This is a genomic window from Aureimonas jatrophae (assembly GCF_900104035.1).
Lineage (GTDB): Bacteria > Pseudomonadota > Alphaproteobacteria > Rhizobiales > Rhizobiaceae > Aureimonas > Aureimonas jatrophae.
Genome location: NZ_FNIT01000021.1, coordinates 1 through 17716, shown reverse-complemented (window position 1 = coordinate 17716; position 17716 = coordinate 1). Strand labels below are relative to the sequence as shown.

Below are 17716 nucleotides of genomic sequence, written 5' to 3'. Positions count from 1 at the left end.
GCCATCCGCGAGGGCGGTCGCACCGTCGGCGCCGGTATCGTCGCGAGCATCGTCGAGTAGGACGAGCCATCCTCAGCGAGTTGAGAGCGGGCCCTTCAGGGCCCGTTTTCGTTTTCGGCCCCGGGGCGGTGACCATATTGGAGGCGTTCTTGCTTGTGGCCTCCGCCAGCCGTCTCTAGAACCCGCCGCGATACAGACCGTGAAGGACCCGTCCATGGCTGCCGACATTGCCCGCGTCTTCATCGGCTTCGACACGAAGGAAGTCGTCGCCTACCACGTTCTTGCCCAGAGCATCATCGAACACGCTTCGATGCCGGTCGAGATGTCGCCGATCGTGCTGTCGCATCTCGAGGCGACCTTCACGCGCGAGCGCAACGCCCTGCAATCGACCGAGTTTTCGTTTTCCAGATTTCTCGTGCCCTATCTCAGCGGCTTCGAGGGCTGGAGCCTCTTCATGGACTGCGACATGCTCATGCGCGCCGATATCGCCGAGCTCTGGGCGCTGCGCGACGAGTCGAAGGCGGTGATGGTCGTCAAGCACGACTACCAGCCCAAGGTGGACACGAAGTTTCTCGGTCAGGTCCAGACGAAGTACGAAAAGAAGAACTGGTCGAGCGTCATGCTCTTCAACAACGCGCGCTGCCGTGCGCTGACGCCCGATTTCGTGAATACGGCAACGGGGCTTCAGCTCCACCAGTTCAAGTGGCTCGAAAGCGACGATCACATCGGGGAGCTACCGCCGGCTTGGAACTGGCTCGTCAACGAGTATGAGCACGACCCGGCCGCCAAGAACGTCCACTTCACCGACGGCGGCCCGTACTTCGCCGAATACAGAAACGACGACTACGCGGACGAATGGTTCGCCATGCGCGATCGGATGCTCCACGTCACCCAGCGCAGCGCGTGACGCCGCAGCTTCCACCCTACGGACTGACAGGCGCGTCGCAAGGCGACGCATGGCGTGAGCTTCTGTCGCGCTACCAGCGGATCGTCCTTGTCGCCAATAGCGACGCGGTCGCGCCGGCCATGCTGACGCCGGACGACGACACGCTCTTCGTCTTCTTTAACAAGGTCTACAAGGTTCTCGCTGAACCCTTCGCCGGCCATACCCTCCTTATCGCCCGATCAAGCCCAGCCGGCGCCAACATCGTCTATCGCCGGGAGGTGGAGGACGTCGTTCGTCTCCTGCGCTCCGATCGCTTCCTCGGGATCTGCAACCTGCGTGTCGGCCCAGCGGAGCGCTTCAGCGAGCCGGCGGCGTTTGCGGTTCCCGAACCGGTAGCAAGTCTCGATCTCGTCGACACGATGGCCGGCTTCTATCCGGCCACGCATGTCGCTACGAGCGGCTTTGCGCTGGCCGTCTTCCTCGACCATTTGAAGCTCGACGCGCGTGTCCAACTGGCCGGTTTCACGGCCAAGAGATCGCTACGCTGGAAGCTCTTTGCGGATCACGACTGGACCTTCGAGCAGATCGTCCTGCGCCTGCTTCTGCGCAACAAGCGGATCGAGGCCCTAGGCCCGGTGCCGGACGCGATGCTGGGCGCGATCGCGAGACGCTTTCCTGACATAGGCGGACCACAGGCCGTCGCACTTGCTGCCGCCGAAGTGGTGGCGGAACGTCTCGAAAGCGCCAACGTCGCGATCGAGGATCTTCACCGGCTGACGCGGCCGCAAAGACGCCTGCGCGAGACGTTCGAGCGCCTGAAGCCGAAGACCCGCAAGGCGCGCCTTGCTGAGCGCGATGCGAGCCCGCGCCGTTAGGGGCTTGCAAATCGGCCGCCCACGCTTTATCGGCTGGTCGTCCTGAAGGGGTATAGCTCAGCTGGTAGAGCGGCGGTCTCCAAAACCGCAGGTCGCAGGTTCGAGCCCTGCTGCCCCTGCCAAGGACCTTCATCAAAGCGACATGGGGCCTTGTGAATCGGTCAAGGCCCGTTTATGTAGTTTTTAACAGACGCGCGGCGCGTGGGGCTGATCGAACAGCTTTTCGCGCCTTATGTCGTGAGTGGTGCATGGCCTCGAAGACGAATCCCTTCACGTTCCTCCAGCAGGTGCGAACCGAAGTTTCGAAGGTCAGCTGGCCCACGCGGCGCGAGACGTTGATTTCGACGGCCATGGTGTTCGTGATGGTCGCCTTCGCGGCGACGTTCCTCTTCGTGGCCGACCAGGCGCTGGGCTTCCTCGTCGGCTACGTGATGAACGCCGGCGTTTGATCGCCGCACGACAAGCAGGACTGACATGACCGCTCGCTGGTACATCGTTCACGCCTACTCGAACTTCGAGAAGAAGGTGGCGGAATCGATCGAGGAGCAGGCCCGCCAGAAGGGGCTGTCCGACAAGTTCGAGAAGATCCTCGTACCCACCGAGAAGGTGGTCGAGGTGCGCCGCGGCCGCAAGGTGGACTCCGAGCGCAAGTTCTTCCCCGGCTACGTGCTGGTCAAGGCGGAGCTGACCGATCAGGTCTTCTCCATGATCAAGAACACGCCGAAGGTGACCGGCTTCCTTGGACCCGACAACCGGCCGGTTCCGATCTCGGAGGCCGAGGCAACGCAGATCCTGACGCAGGTTCAGGATGGCGTCGAGCGTCCCAAGCCGACCGTCTCCTTCGACGTCGGCGAGCAGGTGCGCGTGTCGGACGGGCCCTTCGCCTCGTTCAACGGCATCGTTCAGGAAGTCGACGGCGAGCGGGCCCGTCTCAAGGTCGAGGTTTCGATCTTCGGCCGCGCGACGCCGGTAGACCTCGAGTTCGGTCAGGTCGAGAAGGTCTGACCCGTCGGGGTGGCGTCGCCGCCCCGTGAACGGCGTGGAAGGTGAGGGGCGCTGAGCCGGCGTCTTCCGAGATCCGCACCACGCCACTGCGCTGGAGCAGCCCTCGCGGCCGCTTCGAAAGCCGGTACGCCGGCGCTTAGGAAAGGCAGAAGCATATGGCTAAGAAAGTTGCAGGCCAGCTCAAGCTGCAGGTCAAGGCCGGTTCGGCGACCCCGTCGCCCCCAATCGGTCCCGCTCTCGGTCAGCGCGGCATCAACATCATGGAGTTCTGCAAGGCGTTCAACGCGCAGACCCAGGAGATGGAGAAGGGGTCGCCCGTTCCGGTCGTGATCACCTACTACGTCGACAAGTCCTTCACCTTCCAGATGAAGACGGCTCCGGTCAGCTTCTTCCTCAAGAAGGCGGCGGGCCTGACCAGCGGCTCGAAGGAGCCCGGCAAGGTCAAGGCCGGCTCGGTGACCGAAGCGCAGGTGCGCGAGATTGCCGAGAAGAAGATGAAGGACCTCAACGCGAACGACGTCGATGCGGCGATGGCGATGGTGATGGGCTCCGCCCGTTCCATGGGCCTGGAAGTGGTGGCTTAAGATCATGGCGAAGGCTGGCAAGCGTATCACCAAGGCTCGCGAGGGCATCGACCGCGAGAAGCTCTACGTCCTCGATGACGCGATCGCGATCCTCAAGGAGCGTGCGACCGCCAAGTTCGACGAGACCATCGAGGTCGCGATGAACCTCGGCGTCGATCCCCGTCACGCCGATCAGATGGTTCGCGGCGTCGTGAACCTGCCGAACGGCACGGGCCGCACGGTTCGCGTCGCGGTGTTCGCGCGCGGCGCGAAGGCCGACGAGGCGCGCGCCGCCGGTGCGGACATCGTCGGCGCCGAGGAGCTCGTCGAGGCGGTCCAGGGTGGCCAGATCGACTTCGACCGTGCGATCGCGACGCCCGACATGATGGGTCTCGTCGGACGCTTGGGTAAGGTGCTCGGCCCCCGCGGTCTCATGCCGAACCCGCGTGTCGGCACGGTGACGCCGGACGTCACCGCCGCCGTCAAGGCGTCCAAGGGCGGTGCGGTCGAGTTCCGCGTCGAGAAGGCCGGCATCGTGCATGCCGGCGTCGGCAAGGCCTCGTTCGGCGCCGACGCGCTGCTTGAAAACATCCGTGCGTTCGCGGATGCCGTGCAGAAGGCGAAGCCGACGGGCGCGAAGGGCAACTACGTCCAGCGCATCGCGGTGTCCTCGACCATGGGCCCCGGCATCAAGATCGACCCCGCGACGGTTCGCCCGAGCGCTTAACGATTGAAGCGGGAACGTCCGGTGACCATATCGGGCATTCCTTCTGACCAATCCCGTCGCACTCGCGTGCGACGGCGATAGGCGAGGCTTAAAAGGCCTCGCTCTTCCTGTCCGAGATTGCGGGTGATCGACCGGCTTGCCGGTCGCTCTTAATCATCCAGCCCGCATGAGACGTGGAAAGATCCGGATTCGTCGGTGCCTGCACCGAGACCTCTGGTTCGAACCTCTGAATGCCTTGAGCCATCTGCCGGTTCCGTCAGGAATCCGAGGAAGCCAAGGGGACAGGATCCTCGAGCGTCGCCCGGTGCAGATCGGGCGGCAAACGGCAACCGGAACGGACCTCCCCAGGTTCGTTTCAATCGGAGAGTGACAGTGGACAGAGCGCAAAAGCGCGAGTTCGTCACGGAGCTGAACGAGACCTTCAAGGTCACGGGCGCGATCGTGGTGGCTCGCTACGCCGGTCTCACCGTCGCGCAGATGAACGATCTTCGTTCCAAGATGCGCGCACAGGGTGGCACGGTCAAAGTCGCCAAGAACCGCCTCGCCAAGATCGCTCTTCAAGGCACCGACGCTGAAAAGATCGCTGACCTGTTCCAGGGTCAGACGCTGATCGCCTACTCGGACGATCCGATCTCGGCGCCGAAGGTGGCCAACGACTTCGCCAAGGGCAACGACAAGCTCGTGATCCTCGGCGGTGCGATGGGCACCACCGCTCTCGATGCGGAAGGGGTCAAGGCTTTGGCCGCCCTTCCGTCGCTCGACGAACTGCGCGGAAAGCTGCTGGGCATGATCCAGACGCCGGCTACCCGCATCGCAGGCGTCGTGGCGGCACCTGCGGCTCAGCTCGCACGTGTATTCGCGGCGTATGCCAAGAAGGACGAAGCGGCGTGAGGCTCTTGCCTCGGCTGATTCAGAACATTCGAACCCAGAAGGAAGACTACTATGGCTGATCTCGCCAAGATCGTTGACGACCTCTCGAGCCTGACCGTCCTCGAGGCGGCCGAGCTCTCGAAGATGCTCGAAGAGAAGTGGGGCGTTTCCGCCGCTGCTCCGGTCGCCGTCGCGGCCGCTGGTGGCGCCGGTGCCCCGGCTGCCGAGGTCGAGGAGAAGACCGAGTTCGACGTGATCCTCGCCGAAGCCGGCGCGAACAAGATCAACGTCATCAAGGAAGTCCGCGCTCTGACCGGCCTCGGCCTGAAGGAAGCCAAGGACCTGGTCGACGGCGCTCCCAAGCCCGTCAAGGAAGGCGTCTCGAAGGACGAGGCCGCCAAGATCAAGGACCAGCTCGAGAAGGCTGGCGCCAAGGTCGACGTCAAGTAACTTGCCGGGAGCCACGCGGCTCTCCGGTACCCCATGATGGCGGGCGGGGCGGCAGTTTTGCCGCTCCGCCTTCCGTGCTCCCGGCCTGCGTGGTGCCCGGAGCGGTCAGAAAGTCCCCCTTTTCGCATGGCTCCGTGGAGCGATGCGAAGACGCGGACTGACCGGCAGTCCAGCGACGTCTCTTCGCCACGGGCCCGTCCCTGGCGAGGCGCTTCCCGAATAGGGAGGCCCGGGAATCTAGACGCCCTTTCGGTCGGGGGCGCTGACGAGAGCTAAGGAGCGACGATGTCCAAGGTGACGACTTTCAGCGGTCGCAGGCGCGTGCGCAAGTTCTTCGGGTCCATCCCCGAAGTCGCCGAGATGCCCAACCTGATCGAGGTCCAGAAGGCCTCGTACGATCAATTCCTGATGGTGGACGAGCCCGAGGGCGGTCGTGCGGACGAGGGTCTGCAGGCTGTGTTCCGGTCCGTGTTCCCGATCAGCGACTTCTCCGGTCATTCGATGCTGGAGTTCGTCAAGTACGAGTTCGAGCAGCCGAAGTTCGACGTCGACGAGTGCCGGCAGCGCGACATGACCTTCGCCGCGCCGCTCAAGGTGACGCTCCGGCTCATCGTGTTCGATATCGACGAGGATACCGGCTCGAAGTCCATCAAGGACATCAAGGAGCAGGACGTCTATATGGGCGACATGCCGCTCATGACGTCCAACGGCACGTTCATCGTGAACGGCACCGAGCGCGTCATCGTCTCGCAGATGCACCGCTCGCCGGGCGTCTTCTTCGATCACGACAAGGGCAAGTCGCACTCCAGCGGCAAGCTGCTCTTCGCCGCGCGCGTGATCCCCTATCGCGGATCCTGGCTCGACATCGAGTTCGACGCCAAGGACATCGTGTTCGCGCGTATCGACCGTCGCCGTAAGATTCCCGTGACGAGCCTTCTCATGGCGCTCGGCATGGACGGCGAGGAGATCCTCTCGACCTTCTACAACGTGATCCAGTTCACCAAGGACAAGGGCGGCTGGCGCGTACCCTTCTCGGTCGAGCGCGTCCGCGGTCAGAAGGCGATCACCGATCTGATCGACGCCGATTCGGGCGAGGTTCTGGTTGAGGCCGGCAAGAAGGTGACGGCTCGTCAGGCTCGTCAGCTGAAGGAGAAGGGCGTCGTCGCGCTGCGCGCGACCGAGGAGGACCTCTACGGCAACTATCTCGCCGAGGACATCGTCAACTACCAGACGGGCGAGGTCTATCTCGAGGCCGGCGACGAGATCGACGAGAAGACGCTGAAGGTCCTGCTCGACGCGGGCCACGAAGAGATCAACGTCCTCGACATCGATCACGTGACGGTGGGCGCCTACATCCGCAACTCGCTGGCCGCCGACAAGAACGAGAACCGTCAGGACGCACTGTTCGACATCTACCGCGTCATGCGTCCCGGCGAGCCGCCGACGATGGAGACGGCGGAGGCGATGTTCCGCTCGCTGTTCTTCGATCCCGAGCGCTACGACCTCTCGGCCGTCGGCCGCGTGAAGATGAACATGCGTCTCGACGTCGACGCGGAGGACACCGTGCGCGTCCTGCGCCGCGAGGACATCCTTGCGGTCGTGAAGACGCTCGTGGACCTGCGTGACGGCAAGGGCGAGATCGACGACATCGACAATCTCGGCAATCGCCGGGTGCGCTCGGTCGGCGAGCTCATGGAGAACCAGTACCGCGTCGGTCTCCTTCGCATGGAGCGCGCGATCAAGGAGCGCATGTCGTCGGTCGAGATTGACACCGTCATGCCGCAGGACCTGATCAACGCGAAGCCGGCGGCGGCTGCCGTACGCGAGTTCTTCGGCTCGTCGCAGCTCTCCCAGTTCATGGACCAGACCAACCCGCTCTCCGAGATCACGCACAAGCGTCGTCTCTCGGCGCTCGGCCCCGGCGGTCTGACGCGCGAGCGCGCGGGCTTCGAGGTCCGGGACGTCCATCCGACGCACTACGGCCGCATCTGCCCAATCGAGACGCCGGAAGGCCCGAACATCGGTCTGATCAACTCGCTGGCGACGTTCGCACGCGTCAACAAGTACGGCTTCATCGAGAGCCCGTACCGCCGCATCGTCGACGGGAAGGTGACGCAGGACGTCGTCTACCTGTCGGCCATGGAGGAGTCGAAGCACCACGTCGCGCAGGCGAACGCGGTGCTGACCGACGACGGTCGCTTCGAGGACGAGCTGGTCATCTGCCGCCACGCGGGCGACGTCTTCATGACGCCGCGCGAGAACGTCGATCTGATGGACGTGTCGCCGAAGCAGCTCGTGTCGGTCGCGGCGGCGCTCATCCCGTTCCTCGAGAACGACGACGCGAACCGCGCCCTCATGGGCTCGAACATGCAGCGTCAGGCCGTGCCGCTGGTGCGCGCCGAGGCTCCGTTCGTCGGAACGGGCATGGAGCCGGTGGTGGCGCGCGACTCGGGCGCTGCGATCGGTGCCCGGCGCACGGGTATCGTCGACCAGGTGGACGCGACGCGTATCGTCATCCGCGCGACCGAGGACCTGGAAGCCGGTCGTTCGGGCGTCGACATCTACCGCCTGATGAAGTTCCAGCGTTCCAACCAGAACACCTGCATCAACCAGCGTCCGCTGGTCGCGGTGGGTGACCGCGTGCGCAAGGGCGACATCATCGCGGACGGCCCGTCCACCGATCTCGGCGATCTCGCCCTCGGCCGGAACGTGCTCGTCGCGTTCATGCCGTGGAACGGCTACAACTACGAGGACTCGATCCTCCTCTCCGAGCGCATCGTCGCCGACGACGTCTTCACCTCGATCCACATCGAGGAGTTCGAGGTCATGGCGCGCGACACCAAGCTTGGGCCCGAGGAGATCACGCGCGACATTCCGAACGTGTCCGAGGAGGCGCTGCGCAACCTCGACGAGGCGGGCATCGTCTACATCGGCGCCGAGGTCCAGCCGGGCGATATCCTCGTCGGCAAGATTACGCCGAAGGGCGAGTCGCCGATGACGCCGGAGGAGAAGCTTCTTCGCGCCATCTTCGGCGAAAAGGCCTCGGACGTGCGTGACACGTCGAACCGCATGCCTCCGGGCACCTACGGTACGGTCGTGGAGGTGCGCGTCTTCAATCGTCACGGCGTCGAGAAGGACGAGCGTGCGATGGCGATCGAGCGCGAGGAGATCGAGCGGCTCGCCAAGGACCGCGACGACGAGCAGGCGATCCTGGACCGCAACGTCTACGGCCGTTTAGTCGAGATGCTATCGGGCAAGTCGGCGGTCGCCGGCCCGAAGGGCTACCGCAAGGGGGCCGAGATCTCGTCCGACATGATGAACGAGTATCCCCGCTCGCAGTGGTGGATGTTCGCGGTCGAGGACGAGAAGCTCCAGGCCGAGCTCGAGGATCTGCGTAACGTCTACGACGAGGCCAAGAAGACGCTCGAGCAGCGCTTCATGGACAAGGTCGAGAAGGTCCAGCGCGGCGACGAACTGCCTCCGGGCGTCATGAAGCAGGTGAAGGTCTTCGTCGCCGTCAAGCGCAAGATCCAGCCGGGCGACAAGATGGCCGGCCGTCACGGCAACAAGGGCGTCGTCTCGCGCATCGTGCCGGTGGAGGACATGCCCTTCACCGCCGACGGCACGCATGTCGACATCGTTTTGAACCCGCTCGGCGTGCCCTCGCGCATGAACGTTGGCCAGATCCTCGAGACGCATCTCGGCTGGGCCTGCGCCGGCATGGGCAAGCGGATCGGCGAGATGCTGGAGGCGTACCAGCAGAGCCACGACGTGCAGCCGCTGCGCGAGGAGATCGCGCAGATGCTGGGCGACTCGGACCGCAACGAGAAGGTGAGGGACTACGACGACGACTCCGTCGTGACCCTCGCCAAGCAGATGAAGCGCGGTGTTTCCATCGCCACGCCCGTCTTCGACGGCGCGGTCGAGCAGGACATCGTGAAGATGCTGGAGAAGGCGGGCCTCAACGGTTCCGGGCAGGTCACCTTGCACGATGGCCGTACGGGCGAGCCCTTCGATCGTCAGGTGACGGTCGGCTACATCTACATGCTGAAGCTGCACCACCTCGTGGACGACAAGATCCACGCCCGTTCGATCGGCCCCTACTCGCTGGTCACCCAGCAGCCGCTCGGCGGCAAGGCGCAGTTCGGCGGCCAGCGCTTCGGCGAGATGGAGGTCTGGGCGCTGGAGGCGTACGGTGCGGCCTACACGCTGCAGGAGATGCTGACGGTGAAGTCGGACGACGTCGCGGGCCGTACCAAGGTCTACGAGTCGATCGTGCGCGGCGACGACGCGTTCGAGTCGGGCATCCCCGAGAGCTTCAACGTTCTCGTCAAGGAGATGCGCTCGCTCGGCCTCGACGTCGACCTGTCGAACTCCGTGGCGGAACTGCCGCCCGGCGCCTCGCCTTTGGAAGGACTGCCCGACGCGGCCGAGTAGGCCGCGTCACACCCAACCTTCGCCGCCTTGCGCGGCCATGATCGGCCCATCACATGCGGGTGGGCCGGTCGGATGTTGCGGATCATCTCAGGCCGGCTCCGCCCGGCCGCACGGGGGCCCTCCCGCCCCATAAGGAGACAGCACCATGAACCAAGAGGTCATGAATCTCTTCAATCCTCAGGTGCAGGCGCAGACGTTCGACTCGATCCGGATCTCGCTGGCCTCGCCCGAGAAAATCCTGTCGTGGTCGTTCGGCGAGATCAAGAAGCCCGAGACGATCAACTACCGCACGTTCAAGCCCGAGCGTGACGGCCTGTTCTGCGCGCGTATCTTCGGCCCGATCAAGGACTACGAGTGCTTGTGCGGCAAGTACAAGCGCATGAAGTACAAAGGCATTATCTGCGAGAAGTGCGGCGTCGAGGTCACCCTCTCGCGCGTGCGCCGCGAGCGCATGGGCCACATCGAGCTGGCCGCACCGGTCGCGCACATCTGGTTCCTGAAGTCGTTGCCCAGCCGCATCGGTACACTGCTCGACATGACGCTGAAGGACATCGAGCGCGTCCTGTACTTCGAGAACTACATCGTCACCGAACCCGGTCTCACCGCCCTGAAGGAGCACCAGCTCCTGACGGAAGAGGAGTACATGATCGCGGTTGACGAGTACGGCGAGGATAGCTTCACCGCGCTGATCGGTGCCGAGGCGATCCAGGAACTGCTCGGCTCCATGGACCTGCCGCGCATCGCCGGCGACCTGCGCGACGAGCTGGCCACCACGACGTCCGAGCTCAAGACCAAGAAGCTCATGAAGCGTCTCAAGATCGTTGAGAACTTCATGGAGTCGGGCAACCGCCCCGAGTGGATGATCATGAGCGTCGTGCCCGTGATCCCGCCGGATCTGCGTCCGCTGGTCCCGCTCGACGGCGGCCGGTTCGCCACCTCGGACCTCAACGACCTCTATCGTCGCGTCATCAACCGCAACAACCGCCTCAAGCGGCTGATCGAGCTGCGTGCGCCGGGCATCATCATCCGCAACGAGAAGCGCATGCTTCAGGAGGCGGTCGACGCGCTGTTCGACAACGGACGGCGCGGTCGCGTCATCACGGGTGCCAACAAGCGCCCGCTGAAGTCGCTGTCCGACATGCTGAAGGGCAAGCAGGGCCGCTTCCGGCAGAACCTGCTCGGCAAGCGCGTCGACTACTCCGGCCGTTCGGTCATCGTGACCGGTCCCGAGCTGAAGCTGCACCAGTGCGGCCTGCCGAAGAAGATGGCGCTGGAGCTCTTTAAGCCGTTCATCTATGCACGCCTCGACGCCAAGGGCTTCTCCTCCACGGTGAAGCAGGCCAAGAAGCTCGTCGAGAAGGAGCGTCCGGAGGTCTGGGATATCCTGGACGAGGTGATCCGCGAGCATCCGGTGCTGTTGAACCGCGCGCCGACGCTGCACCGCCTCGGCATCCAGGCGTTCGAGCCTATTCTCATCGAGGGCAAGGCGATCCAGCTTCACCCGCTGGTCTGCACGGCCTTCAACGCGGACTTCGACGGCGACCAGATGGCGGTGCACGTGCCGCTGTCCATCGAGGCGCAGCTGGAAGCCCGCGTCCTGATGATGTCGACCAACAACATCTTGCATCCTGCGAACGGCGCGCCGATCATCGTGCCGTCGCAGGACATGGTGCTCGGTCTCTACTACCTCTCGATCATGAATGAGAACGAGCCGGGCCAGGGCATGGCCTTCTCGGACATCGGCGAGATGGAGCACGCGATCGCCACCAAGGCGGTGACGCTGCACACCAAGATCAAGGGTCGCTTCAAGACGGTCGACGAGAACGGCAACCCGGTCTCGAAGATCTACGAGACGACTCCGGGACGCATGCTGATCGGGCAGCTTCTGCCCAAGACGCACAAGATCCCCTTCGATATCTGCAACGAGCTGATGACGAAGAAGAACATCTCGAAGATGATCGATACCGTCTACCGCCACTGCGGTCAGAAGGACACGGTGATCTTCTGCGACCGCATCATGCAGCTCGGCTTCAAGCATGCATGTCTGGCCGGCATCTCGTTCGGTAAGGACGACATGCTGATCCCGGACACCAAGCCGAAGCTGATCGGCGAGACGCAGGCGCTCGCGAAGGAATACGAGCAGCAGTACAATGACGGCCTGATCACCCAGGGCGAGAAGTACAACAAGGTTGTCGATGCCTGGGCCAAGTGCACGGACAAGATCGCCGATGAAATGATGGGCCGCATCAAGGCGGTCGAGTTCAACCCGGAGACGGGTCGGCAGAAGCCGATGAACTCAATCTACATGATGTCGCACTCGGGCGCCCGCGGTTCGCCGACGCAGATGCGTCAGCTCGCCGCCATGCGTGGTCTGATGACCAAGCCGTCCGGCGAGATCATCGAGACGCCGATCATCTCGAACTTCAAGGAAGGCCTGACCGTGCTCGAGTACTTCAACTCGACCCACGGCGCCCGCAAGGGTCTGGCCGACACCGCCTTGAAGACCGCGAACTCCGGCTACCTGACGCGTCGCCTCGTCGACGTCGCGCAGGACTGCATCATCACGCAGGCCGATTGCGGCACGCCGAACGGCCTCACGATGCAGCCCATCGTGGACGCCGGTCAGGTGGTCGCGACGCTCGGACAGCGCGTTCTCGGACGTACGGCCCTCGAAGACGTGGTGCACCCGGTCTCGGGCGACATTCTCGTCGAGGGTGGCCGCACGATCGAGGAGCGTGACGTCGAGGTGATCGAGAAGGCCGGCGTCCAGTCGATCAAGATCCGCTCGGCGCTGACCTGCGAGGTGCGGACCGGCATCTGCGCGATCTGCTACGGACGCGATCTGGCGCGCGGCACGCCCGTCAACATGGGCGAGGCCGTCGGCGTCATCGCGGCGCAGTCGATCGGCGAGCCGGGCACGCAGCTCACGATGCGCACCTTCCACATGGGCGGCACCGCGCAGGTCGTGGACTCGTCGTTCCTCGAGGCGTCCTACGAGGGCACCGTTCAGATCCGCAACCGCAACGTGGTTCGCGACTCCGACGGTCGCTTGGTTGCCATGGGACGCAACATGGCGATCCTGATCCTCGATCCATCGGGCAAGGAGCGTGCGTCGCACCGTATCACCTACGGTTCGCGCATCTTCGTGGACGACGGCGATCAGGTTCGTCGCGGCCAGCGTATCGCCGAGTGGGATCCGTACACCCGTCCGGTTCTCACCGAGCTCGACGGTACGATCGAGTTCGAGGATCTGGTTGAGGGTCTGTCGGTCTCCGAGCAGGCCGACGAGTCGACCGGCATCACGAAGCGTCAGGTTATCGACTGGCGGGCCAATCCTCGCGGTTCGGATCTGAAGCCCGCGATCGTGATCCGTGCGGCCGACGGCTCCGTTGCCAAGCTCTCGCGCGGCACGGACGCACGGTACTTCCTGTCGGTGGATGCTCTGCTGTCGGTCGAGCCGGGTGCCAAGGTCCGTGCGGGTGACGTTCTTTCGCGTATCCCGATGGAGTCGGCCAAGACGAAGGACATCACGGGCGGTCTGCCGCGCGTCGCCGAACTCTTCGAGGCCCGTCGTCCGAAGGACAACGCGGTCATCGCCGAGATCGACGGTACGGTTCGGTTCGGGCGCGACTACAAGAACAAGCGTCGCATCATCATCGAGCCGCATGAGGACGGCGTCGAGCCGGTCGAGTACCTCATCCCGAAGGGCAAGCCGTTCCATCTCCAGGAAGGCGACGTCATCGAGAAGGGCGACCACATCCTCGATGGCAACCCGGCACCGCACGATATCTTGGCCATCCGGGGCGTCGAAGCGCTGGCGAGCTACCTCGTGAACGAAATCCAGGAGGTCTATCGCCTCCAGGGCGTGTTGATCAACGACAAGCATATCGAGGTCATCGTCCGGCAGATGCTGCAGAAGGTCGAGATCGTCGAGAGCGGCGACTCGGGCTACATCCCGGGCGACAACGTCGATCGGATCGAGCTGGCGGAGCTGAACGAGCGACTGGAGGAGGAGGGCAAGAAGCCCGCCTCCGGTAATCCGGTGCTGCTCGGCATTACGAAGGCAAGCTTGCAGACGCCGAGCTTCATCTCGGCGGCGTCCTTCCAGGAGACCACCCGCGTCCTCACCGAGGCCGCGGTCGCCGGCAAGATGGATATGCTGCAGGGTCTGAAGGAGAACGTCATCGTCGGACGCCTCATCCCGGCCGGTACGGGCGGAATGATGACGCAGGTCCGTCGTATCGCCTCCTCGCGAGACGACCTGATCCTCGACGACCGTCGCAAGTCGTCGAACGCCGCGCAGGCCGACCGGATGCTGACGAGCCTGAACGACGCCGCAGAGTAGGCGTGGCCTGCAGAACGAACCATGGGGAAGGGCGGCCGCAAGGTCGCCCTTTCTCGCTTTCAGCGCCGTTATCGCGCGCCCGGCAGCCGTCAAGTGTCTGTCGCGAAGACGGCTTGACGACAGCTTCGGGAATCGTTAAACCGCCCGCAACCGAGCCGATGTGAGGCAACGCTTCCCGAGGACGCCGCGTCCGGGACCAGCGCTTCAAACAAGGCTTCGTTCAACGAGACGCACCATTGCTGGTCGCACGATGGCGGTTTTGCCCGTCATCCTCTGCATCGTTCCGGGCAGACCTCTTACTAGTGAGGTCGACGCCCGGTTTCGCGTATGAGCTATACGGCTCGAATCGCGGCTGTTGCCGATCGTTTCGAACCTGAATTTGAAGAAGAGGAAGTCTGGAAGATGCCGACCATCAACCAGTTGGTCCGGAAGCCCCGCGTTCGCCCGACCGAGCGCAACACGGTTCCGGCGCTCGAGGCCAACCCGCAAAAGCGCGGCGTCTGCACCCGCGTCTACACGACGACTCCGAAGAAGCCGAACTCGGCTCTGCGTAAGGTCGCCAAGGTGCGCCTTGTCAACGGCTTCGAGGTCATCGGCTACATCCCGGGCGAGGGTCATAACCTTCAGGAGCACTCCGTCGTGATGATCCGCGGCGGCCGTGTGAAGGATCTTCCCGGCGTTCGCTACCACATCATCCGCGGCGTGCTCGACACGCAGGGCGTCAAGGACCGTCGTCAGCGCCGTTCGAAGTACGGCGCGAAGCGTCCGAAGTAAGCCGTTCGCGTTCGAGATAGAGAGACAAGCCCATGTCCCGTCGTCACTCCGCAGAGAAGCGCGAGATCAATCCGGATCCGAAGTTCGGTGATCTGGTTGTCACCAAGTTCATGAACGCCGTCATGTACGACGGCAAGAAGTCCATCGCCGAGACGATCGTCTACGGCGCGTTCGACGTCATGGCGAACAAGACCCGCCAGGATGCGATCGGCCTGTTCCACCAGGCGCTCGAGAACGTCGCCCCGCACGTCGAGGTCCGTTCGCGCCGCGTCGGCGGCGCCACCTACCAGGTCCCCGTCGACGTCCGTCCCGAGCGTCGCCAGGCTCTTGCCATCCGCTGGCTCATCACGGCCGCCCGCAACCGCAACGAGACGACCATGGTCGACCGTTTGTCGGGCGAGCTGCTGGATGCCGCCAACAACCGCGGCACCGCCGTGAAGAAGCGCGAAGACACGCACCGCATGGCGGAAGCTAACCGCGCCTTCTCGCACTACCGCTGGTAAGCCCACTCGTTCGAAAGGCGACGCCCCATGGCCCGCGAATATAAGATCGAAGACTACCGCAATTTCGGCATCATGGCCCACATCGATGCCGGCAAGACCACGACGACCGAGCGGATCCTCTACTACACCGGCAAGTCCCATAAGATCGGCGAAGTCCACGACGGCGCCGCGACCATGGACTGGATGGAGCAGGAGCAGGAGCGCGGCATCACCATCACGTCCGCCGCGACCACGACCTTCTGGGAAGGGCGCGACGGCAAGAAGCGCCGTTTCAACATCATCGACACCCCTGGGCACGTCGACTTCACGATCGAGGTCGAGCGTTCGCTGCGCGTGCTCGACGGTGCGATCGCGCTTCTCGACGCCAACGCCGGTGTCGAGCCGCAGACCGAGACGGTCTGGCGCCAGGCCGACAAGTACAACGTCCCGCGCATGATGTTCGTCAACAAGATGGACAAGACCGGCGCGGACTTCTACCGCTGCGTGGAGATGGTCAAGACGCGCCTCGGCGCGAAGGCCATCGTCGTCCAGCTCCCGATCGGCGCCGAGAACGAGTTCAAGGGCGTTGTCGACCTGATCGAGATGAAGGCCCTGATCTGGCGCGACGAGAGCCTCGGCGCCCAGTGGGACGTCGTCGAGATCCCGGCCGATCTGCAGGATAAGGCCGCGGAGTACCGCGAGCTGATGATCGAGACCGCGGTCGAGGTCGACGAAGACGCGATGACGAAGTACCTCGAGGGCGAGATGCCGTCGAACGAAGAGCTTCGCAAGCTGATCCGCAAGGGCACCTGCGAGGTGACCTTCACGCCGATCTTCTGCGGCTCGGCCTTCAAGAACAAGGGCGTCCAGCCGTTGCTCGACGGCGTCGTGGACTTCCTACCGTCGCCGGTCGAGGTGCCTGCGATCAAGGGCATCGATCCGAAGACCGAGGCTGAGACCACGCGCGTTTCCTCCGATGAGGAGCCGCTGTCGATGCTGGCGTTCAAGATCATGAACGACCCGTTTGTCGGCTCGTTGACCTTCTGCCGCATCTACTCCGGCAAGCTCACGAAGGGCACCGGCGTCCAGAACACGGTGAAGGAGAAGAAGGAGCGCATCGGGCGTATGCTGCAGATGCACTCCAACTCGCGTGAAGACATCGAGGAGGCCTTTGCTGGCGACATCGTCGCCCTCGCTGGCCTCAAGGAAGTCACGACGGGCGACACGCTCTGCGATCCGCTGAAGCCGGTCATCCTTGAGCGTATGGAATTCCCCGATCCGGTCATCGAGATCGCGATCGAGCCGAAGACCAAGGGCGACCAGGAGAAGATGGGCCTCGCGCTCAATCGCTTGGCGGCCGAGGATCCGTCGTTCCGCGTCAAGACCGACGAGGAGTCGGGTCAGACGATCATCGCGGGCATGGGCGAGCTTCACCTCGACATCCTCGTGGATCGCATGAAGCGCGAGTTCAAGGTCGAGGCGAACATCGGCGCCCCGCAGGTCGCCTATCGCGAGACGATCACGCGCGGCGCGGACGTCGACTACACGCACAAGAAGCAGACCGGCGGTACGGGCCAGTTCGCTCGCATCAAGATCCATATCGAGCCGGGTGAGCCCACGACGGGCTTCGTGTTCGAGTCGAAAATCATCGGCGGCGCGGTGCCCAAGGAGTACATCCCGGGCGTCCAGAAGGGCATTGCCTCGGTGATGACCTCCGGTCCGCTGGCTGGCTTCCCGATGGTGGACATCAAGGCCGAGCTGCTCGACGGCGCGTACCACGATGTCGACTCGTCGGTCCTGGCGTTCGAGATCGCGTCCCGTGCGGGCTTCCGCGAGGCGATCCAGAAGGCCGGCCCGAAGCTGCTCGAGCCGATCATGAAGGTCGAAGTCGTGACGCCCGAGGACTACGTCGGCGACGTCATCGGCGACCTCAACTCGCGTCGCGGTCAGATCCAGGGCACCGAGGCTCGTGGTATCGCGACCGTGGTGAACGCGATGGTCCCGCTCGCCAACATGTTTGGCTACGTCAATACGCTGCGTTCGATGTCTCAGGGCCGCGCGCAGTACACGATGCAGTTCGACCACTACGAGCAGGTTCCGAACCAGGTCGCGGAAGAGATCCAGAAGAAGTTCGCCTGACGCGATAGCGCCGGCGAAACACCTGACCGGTCCGTCACGGACCGAACCCATTCGAATGGAGAGCCAAGATGGCCAAGAGCAAGTTCGAGCGTAACAAGCCGCATGTGAACATCGGCACGATTGGTCACGTTGACCATGGGAAGACGTCGCTGACGGCGGCGAT

The 17716-nt window shown here is 64.0% G+C and carries 14 protein-coding genes and 1 tRNA gene; all 15 read left to right on the top strand.

The window, feature by feature from the left end; genetic code table 11:
• Positions 1–214: 214 nt before the first annotated feature.
• Positions 215–907, top strand: coding sequence for a glycosyltransferase family protein (locus BLQ76_RS21350; protein ID WP_090677273.1), 693 nt, complete (start codon positions 215–217; stop codon positions 905–907).
• Positions 904–1761, top strand: a complete 858-nt coding sequence (locus BLQ76_RS21345) for a 3-deoxy-manno-octulosonate cytidylyltransferase (protein WP_090677272.1) — start codon at positions 904–906, stop codon at positions 1759–1761. The genes BLQ76_RS21350 and BLQ76_RS21345 overlap by 4 nt, the downstream gene beginning before the upstream one ends.
• A gap of 46 nt (positions 1762–1807) precedes the next feature.
• Positions 1808–1883: transfer RNA gene (locus BLQ76_RS21340), tRNA-Trp, on the top strand.
• 126 nt (positions 1884–2009) lie between these two features.
• Positions 2010–2210 carry a preprotein translocase subunit SecE gene (secE, locus tag BLQ76_RS21335; protein ID WP_062018379.1) on the top strand — a complete coding sequence of 67 codons (201 nt, stop codon included), beginning with the start codon at positions 2010–2012 and terminating at the stop codon, positions 2208–2210.
• 25 nt (positions 2211–2235) lie between these two features.
• Positions 2236–2766: a transcription termination/antitermination protein NusG gene (gene nusG, locus BLQ76_RS21330; protein ID WP_062018377.1), complete on the top strand. Its 531-nt coding sequence runs from the start codon at positions 2236–2238 to the stop codon at positions 2764–2766.
• Between the two features lie 155 nt (positions 2767–2921).
• A complete protein-coding gene (rplK, locus tag BLQ76_RS21325) occupies positions 2922–3350 on the top strand; it encodes a 50S ribosomal protein L11 (RefSeq protein WP_090677271.1) in 429 nt (142 codons plus the stop codon).
• 4 nt (positions 3351–3354) lie between these two features.
• Positions 3355–4056 (top strand): 50S ribosomal protein L1, encoded by a 702-nt coding sequence (gene rplA, locus BLQ76_RS21320; protein WP_090677270.1) that lies wholly within the window; start codon positions 3355–3357, stop codon positions 4054–4056.
• Positions 4057–4428: 372 nt separating this feature from the next.
• Positions 4429–4947, top strand: coding sequence for a 50S ribosomal protein L10 (gene rplJ, locus BLQ76_RS21315; RefSeq protein WP_090677269.1), 519 nt, complete (start codon positions 4429–4431; stop codon positions 4945–4947).
• Between the two features lie 51 nt (positions 4948–4998).
• A complete protein-coding gene (gene rplL / locus BLQ76_RS21310; RefSeq protein ID WP_062018370.1) occupies positions 4999–5376 on the top strand; it encodes a 50S ribosomal protein L7/L12 in 378 nt (125 codons plus the stop codon).
• 285 nt (positions 5377–5661) lie between these two features.
• Complete coding sequence (rpoB, locus tag BLQ76_RS21305; protein WP_090677268.1) at positions 5662–9813, top strand: DNA-directed RNA polymerase subunit beta; 4152 nt, start codon at positions 5662–5664, stop codon at positions 9811–9813.
• A gap of 145 nt (positions 9814–9958) precedes the next feature.
• Positions 9959–14158 (top strand): DNA-directed RNA polymerase subunit beta', encoded by a 4200-nt coding sequence (gene rpoC / locus BLQ76_RS21300; protein ID WP_090677267.1) that lies wholly within the window; start codon positions 9959–9961, stop codon positions 14156–14158.
• A 402-nt stretch (positions 14159–14560) separates the two neighbouring features.
• Positions 14561–14932: a 30S ribosomal protein S12 gene (gene rpsL / locus BLQ76_RS21295; RefSeq protein ID WP_062018364.1), complete on the top strand. Its 372-nt coding sequence runs from the start codon at positions 14561–14563 to the stop codon at positions 14930–14932.
• Positions 14933–14964: 32 nt separating this feature from the next.
• Positions 14965–15435, top strand: coding sequence for a 30S ribosomal protein S7 (rpsG, locus tag BLQ76_RS21290; RefSeq protein WP_090677261.1), 471 nt, complete (start codon positions 14965–14967; stop codon positions 15433–15435).
• Between the two features lie 27 nt (positions 15436–15462).
• Positions 15463–17553: an elongation factor G gene (gene fusA / locus BLQ76_RS21285; RefSeq protein WP_090677260.1), complete on the top strand. Its 2091-nt coding sequence runs from the start codon at positions 15463–15465 to the stop codon at positions 17551–17553.
• Positions 17554–17621: 68 nt separating this feature from the next.
• The coding region (locus tag BLQ76_RS21880) for a GTP-binding protein (RefSeq protein WP_018010120.1) at positions 17622–17716 on the top strand (95 nt) is incomplete at its 3' end.